Origin of the sequence: Blautia sp. MSK18_10 (assembly GCF_020553185.1) — a bacterium.
GTDB lineage: Bacteria > Bacillota > Clostridia > Lachnospirales > Lachnospiraceae > Blautia_A > Blautia_A wexlerae.
The window spans coordinates 1-5,536 of the sequence record NZ_JAJCGT010000076.1 but is presented as its reverse complement, the minus strand read 5'-3'; the positions used below and the strand labels follow the sequence as shown (position 1 = coordinate 5,536).

Below are 5,536 nucleotides of genomic sequence, written 5' to 3'. Positions count from 1 at the left end.
TAAATGTCAAGTAATCTCCGGAATATGCTTTATTTATCTAAATACCATTGGTTCACTCCGTTCATAGTAACGTAGCCAAAATTCATTCCAGATTGCCTGCGGCAATGGAATTTTGGCTCGTATGTCTCGGAATAAGCTCATTTACCAAAGATAAATTTTGAACATCAAAATATATTGACTTTTCTTTTTTACCTTGTTATATTTTTTTCTGAAGTAACTGCTGTCCGGCAGTCTGCAAAACAGCAGGCTGCCCCCAGGAAAGGAATTATCCATGAACACTCTCAGAAAAATATATTGCAGGACTTTTCAGAAAGCTTTTCACATTGCAATTCCCTTTTTACCTTACAGAAAACCTAAAATAGCAGGAAGCGTCAAGGAACTCCCTGAAATCATCATGCGCCATAAATGCACTCATGTATTGATCATTACAGATGGCGGTATCATGAAGCTTGGACTTACCCGAAGACTGGAAAAAGCTTTAAAGGAGGCAGGCATCCCCTATACCATTTATGATAAAACAGTTGCCAACCCAACTACTGTCAATGTCCGCGCGGCGTTGGAGCTTTACCATAAGGAAGGCTGTGATGCCATCATCGGTTTCGGCGGCGGTTCCAGCATGGACTGTGCCAAGGCAGTCGGTGCCTGTGCGGTCAAACCCAATCAGTCTCTGGCTCAGATGAAGGGAATCCTGAAGGTGCATAAGAAGCTTCCCCTTCTCATGGCAGTTCCAACCACTGCCGGAACAGGAAGTGAGACCACTCTCGCCGCTGTGATCACAGATGCAGACACCAGATATAAATACGCAATCAACGATTTCCCGCTGATTCCCCGCTATGCAGTGCTGGATTCCAAGGTTACCTTAAGCCTGCCCCCATTTATCACCGCAACTACAGGTATAGATGCCCTGACTCATGCAGTGGAGGCATACATTGGCAATTCCACCACCATTGATACACGCAGGGATGCATTAAAAGCGGTAAAACTGATTTTTGAAAATATAGACATTGCCTATGAGCATGGCGATAATATTCAGGCAAGACGAAATATGCTCCACGCCTCCTTCTACGCAGGCTGTGCTTTTACCAAATCCTATGTAGGATATGTTCATGCAGTGGCTCATTCCCTGGGTGGACAGTACAACGTTCCCCATGGACTTGCCAATGCCATTCTGCTGCCGCTGGTACTTCGGGAATATGGCTCCTGCATTGACAAAAAGCTCCATAAACTTGCCATTGCAGCAGGACTTGCAGACAAAAATACACCGGACCATGAAGCAGCAGAGCTTTTTATCCGGGCAATCGAAGAAATGAAAGAGCGATTTGGAATCGTAAATATTGTAAAGGAAATTCAGGAAACAGATATCCCCAAGCTTGCCCATTATGCAGATAAAGAGGCCAATCCTCTGTATCCTGTGCCGAAGCTTATGGATGCCTCCGAACTGGAGAAATTTTATTACATACTGATGTCTCTGACTTCTGAAAAAGGGGATTGTTTATTATGACAGAAACAGAAATTAAAGAAATCGTTCAGAAACAACGCAGCTATTTTTACACAGGTGCCACTTTACCGGTAGAAAAAAGGCTGGATGCCTTAAAAAAATTAAAGACCTGTATTCAGAAATATGAACCACTGATCAATGAAGCACTGAAACGTGACCTTGGAAAAAGTAACTTTGAATCCTATATGTGTGAAGTGGGACTTGTGCTCTCAGAACTCAGCTACATGATCCGCCATACACCTTCCTATGCAAAAGAAAAAACAGTACTGACTCCCCTTGCCCAGTTCGCTTCCAGAAGCTATAAGAAGCCATCTCCTTATGGTGTTGTCCTGGTTATGAGCCCATGGAATTATCCTTTCCTGCTCACCATTGATCCGCTGATCGATGCGATTGCAGCCGGAAATACAGTTGTACTGAAACCAAGTGCCTACTCTCCTCACACCAGCCGGGTGATTGAAACCATTATCACCGAATGTTTTGATCCCCAGTATGTGGCTGTGGTAAACGGCGGACGTGCGGAAAATAACACTCTTCTCAATGAACATTTTGACTATATTTTCTTTACAGGAAGCCAGCATGTTGGCAGGGAAGTAATGGCAAAAGCATCTGTACATCTGACCCCGGTTACCCTGGAGCTGGGCGGTAAAAGCCCCTGCATTGTAGAGAAAAGTGCCAACCTGAAACTTGCAGCCAGAAGAATTGTATTTGGAAAATATCTCAACTGTGGTCAGACCTGTGTAGCACCTGATTATATTTACTGCGACAGAGAAATCAAGGATGAACTGATCCGACAGATCCAGAAACAGATCAGGAAACAGTTTGGTTCCACACCTCTGAATAATAAGAATTATGGGAAAATTATTAATGAAAAGCACTTTACTCGTATCTGCAATCTGATCGATCCCAGCAAGGTAGTCTGCGGCGGTGACAACAATCCGGGAGCTCTTCAGATTGCTCCTACTGTTATGGATAATGTAACCTTCGGGGATGCAGTAATGCAGGAGGAAATCTTCGGTCCTGTGCTTCCTGTGCTGACCTATGATTCCCTGGATGAGGCCATCGAAAAGGTCAACTCCATGGCACATCCTCTGGCACTATATATCTTCACCTCCGACAAAGAAGCTGCGGAAAAAGTTACTTCCCACTGTGGATTCGGAGGCGGATGTGTCAATGACACCATCATCCACCTGGCAACCAGTGAAATGGGATTTGGCGGCTTTGGTGAAAGCGGAATGGGTTCCTACCATGGCAAAGACGGTTTTCATACCTTCTCCCACTATAAGAGTATTGTAGACAAAAAAACATGGCTGGATCTGCCAATGAGATACCAGCCATATAGAAAAATTTATGAAAAATTATTGAGGAAGTTCCTGAAATAAGGAACTTTCTCAGGATTGATTCCCCTTATCAGCTCTGCTGACCAGTTGCTTACGAATTTCCTGCATCCGGTTATCCAACTGAGCACTCTGGGCGGCACACGCCAGAAGCTCCTCCTGCAATTGCTGTGCCTGATCTGCCGGGATATCTTTTTTATAGCGAAGCTTATGTTCCAGACTTGCCCAGAAATCCATGGCAATAGTTCGAAACTGGACTTCCACATTTACCATTTTTTTGTTTTTCTGCAGAAAGATAGGCACCTGCACGATCAGATGCAGGCTTCTGTAACCACTGGGTTTTGGATTTTTTATATAATCTTTTTTCTCGATCAGTACAATATCATCCTGACGCAGAAAGCTGTCTGCCAGCTCATAGATATCCTCCGGAAAAGAACAGATTACCCGGACACCTGCGATATCCTTGATATTTTCTTCTATAGCAGTTAAAGACATGGGAATATTTTTTCTGCGTATTTTCCGCACAATGCTGTCATAAGATTTAATTCTGGTTTTAATACCCTCGATAGGATTTTTATCATATTCCAGGGAATACTCCTGATTCAGCACTCTGAATTTTGTCTCAATCTCCATGACAGCACACTGATAGTAAGACATCAGCAGATCAAAGGGCCTTTTATTTTTCTGGATCATTTCCAGAAATTCTTCAGACAGCAGACTCCTGCGGATCAGCTCGTCCTTTCTGGCTTCTATACGGTTTTTTCGTTCCGACATAATTTCTTCAAAATTTTTCAAATGTTCATCCCCCTCTTACGGTTTTGTATAATTACTATAGCAGTCCTCGTAAATAATGCATTTAATAGGCTCGCTATAAACTGTTCACTTTTTTCAGCAACAATAAATCAAAGACTATTATAACACAATTCCCGCAAAGAGTAACCATTCTCGTTACTGTTTATTCCATTCTCAGTAACGCAGCCAGTAAACAATAACCCCTTCTTCTTTTCTTCGCAAAACACTTGTTCTTTATCATCAAACATGGTATTCTTATTTTGCTGCAGACTGCTATACATTTTATATAATACGGGAGATTCAACACATGGATGGATATGAATTTGAATATCAATGTGCAAAAATACTAAAGCGAAAACATTTTTCTAAAATAAAAGTAACTCAAAGCTCCGGAGATCAGGGAATCGATATCATTGCTTTCAAACATCGAAAAAAATATGGGATACAATGTAAATATTACACCCATCCCGTTGGAAATAAAGCTGTTCAGGAAGCCTATGCAGGTGCAAACTTCTACGACTGCGATAAAGCTGTTGTAATGACAAATATAACCTTTACAAAGTCAGCAACCCAGCTTGCACAGAAACTGGATGTTGAACTATGGCCCAACTGCCCTGTTACACCTTTTTACAGTTTACCGTTTAAGATCATGAGTTCATTAAATGCAGTGCTTTTTCTTTACGCAGTGCTCGCATTTCTCTCCCTGAAACCTGAATTTGATTTTATTCATCTTCCCTTTGTTCCTGATACCCTGACGCTGATTATCATTCTTACAGCTTCTATTTCCGGTATCTTCGGCTGGAGTTTTTTTCTGTGTAATCTCATCGCTGCAGGCACATACCTTTATCTTGCATTTCATACACTCATTCTGCCGACATATGCAGAAACAGGCAGCTGCACAAATATACACATGCTTTCCCTGATTCCGGCAGGCGTATATCTGCTTCATGCAGGATGGATAAAAATTAGGAAATAACAGTCTTATGAATAACTATTATGATGCTCAGCTTTCTGATTTGCCAAAAAGCATCCCTGCTCGTGAGAACAAAGCACTCCTACTGCCTGTAAATAGGCATAGATGACCGTTGTCCCCACGAACTTCATACCACGTTTTTTCAAATCTTTTGATATACAATCAGACTTTTCAGAAATCCTTCGTCCGGATGCTCCGGTATTTCAAAGAATACATCTATTTTTCCAGGTTCTGCGGAACGGTCTTCAAAGGCAGGGAAAATAAAGCCGCATTTTGGAGTTCCGGCATTGTAATCTTTATCTACCGGAGCCACCACACAGATCAGGAAACTGTATATTTCTTCTGACTCCCACTGTTCGCTGTGGTCTGAGCCTTTCTTGGGAATATCATATATTCCATGATAAATATAAATTCCAAACTCCTGTCCCTGCAGACGGTTTGTTCTATTTGATGAATCTCTTGTACTGCAGATTCCCTCCGCAAGCTGTTCACAGAGAGTCTGAACCAGAAGATCATCTTTTAATCCGTATTGTGATAATGCCATCAGTAGTTTATGGATGCTGTCATATGCCATATCCCCTTCAGGGAATTTATAACATTTTAACTGTTCATTTGTTTTGGAAAAAGGAATGGTTTTCGCAAGATCCAGATTTACCTGCTGATCATGTTTGCTCATATTTTTGAAGCTTACATTGAAGGTATTATCTATGTATCCCTCATCATCTATATATACTCCTGCTGCACGCACAAAGCAGTTTCTGGATAATGTCATCCTGCGGGTTAATTCCAGCATATCATTTCGGTTGATCTTTGTATCTTTTTTATTCATCAAAATGGTTCCATCCTCTCCAAAAAGCTTTTCTTTTATGGTCAGTATATCATACGTGACATGCTCTCGCCACTTAAATCTTACAGATTTTGAAGTGGGAGCTTCCTGCT

At 41.8% G+C, this 5,536-nt stretch carries 5 protein-coding genes and 1 pseudogene; 3 read left to right on the top strand and 3 right to left on the bottom strand.

The features are described 5' to 3' along the window. The first annotated feature begins 271 nt into the window (after positions 1 to 271). Together LI074_RS16515 and LI074_RS16510 are read left to right on the top strand one after the other, a co-directional pair. Positions 272 to 1,501, top strand: a complete 1,230-nt coding sequence (locus tag LI074_RS16515; RefSeq protein ID WP_173698424.1) for an iron-containing alcohol dehydrogenase — start codon at positions 272 to 274, stop codon at positions 1,499 to 1,501. Beyond that, positions 1,498 to 2,877 carry an aldehyde dehydrogenase gene (locus LI074_RS16510; protein WP_173698423.1) on the top strand — a complete coding sequence of 460 codons (1,380 nt, stop codon included), beginning with the start codon at positions 1,498 to 1,500 and terminating at the stop codon, positions 2,875 to 2,877. The genes LI074_RS16515 and LI074_RS16510 overlap by 4 nt, the downstream gene beginning before the upstream one ends. Positions 2,878 to 2,886: 9 nt before the next feature. Here the strand turns inward: LI074_RS16510 and LI074_RS16505 are convergent, their stop codons facing one another. Beyond that, a complete protein-coding gene (locus tag LI074_RS16505) occupies positions 2,887 to 3,606 on the bottom strand; it encodes a GTP pyrophosphokinase (RefSeq protein WP_173698426.1) in 720 nt (239 codons plus the stop codon). A gap of 325 nt (positions 3,607 to 3,931) precedes the next feature. Between LI074_RS16505 and LI074_RS16500 the strand changes: the two genes are divergently transcribed. Next, entirely contained in the window at positions 3,932 to 4,600 is a 669-nt protein-coding gene (locus LI074_RS16500) for a restriction endonuclease (RefSeq protein WP_173698422.1), read from the top strand. A 5-nt stretch (positions 4,601 to 4,605) separates the two neighbouring features. Here LI074_RS16500 and LI074_RS16495 read toward each other — a convergent pair. Further along, positions 4,606 to 4,788 (bottom strand): annotated as a pseudogene (locus LI074_RS16495) (DNA-3-methyladenine glycosylase I); the annotation flags it as partial. After that, positions 4,740 to 5,369: a DUF4317 family protein gene (locus LI074_RS16490; RefSeq protein ID WP_334297945.1), complete on the bottom strand. Its 630-nt coding sequence runs from the start codon at positions 5,367 to 5,369 to the stop codon at positions 4,740 to 4,742. The gene LI074_RS16490 and the pseudogene LI074_RS16495, both read right to left, overlap by 49 nt. Between the last annotated feature and the right edge of the window lie 167 nt (positions 5,370 to 5,536).

Bases quoted from the DNA above. Each gene is read 5' to 3' on its own strand.
- LI074_RS16490 (WP_334297945.1), bottom strand. From the start codon at position 5,369: ATGACATTATCCAGAAACTGCTTTGTGCGTGCAGCAGGAGTATATATA.
- LI074_RS16515 (WP_173698424.1), top strand. From the start codon at position 272: ATGAACACTCTCAGAAAAATATATTGCAGGACTTTTCAGAAAGCTTTT.
- LI074_RS16510 (WP_173698423.1), top strand. From the start codon at position 1,498: ATGACAGAAACAGAAATTAAAGAAATCGTTCAGAAACAACGCAGCTAT.
- LI074_RS16500 (WP_173698422.1), top strand. From the start codon at position 3,932: ATGGATGGATATGAATTTGAATATCAATGTGCAAAAATACTAAAGCGA.
- LI074_RS16505 (WP_173698426.1), bottom strand. From the start codon at position 3,606: ATGTCGGAACGAAAAAACCGTATAGAAGCCAGAAAGGACGAGCTGATC.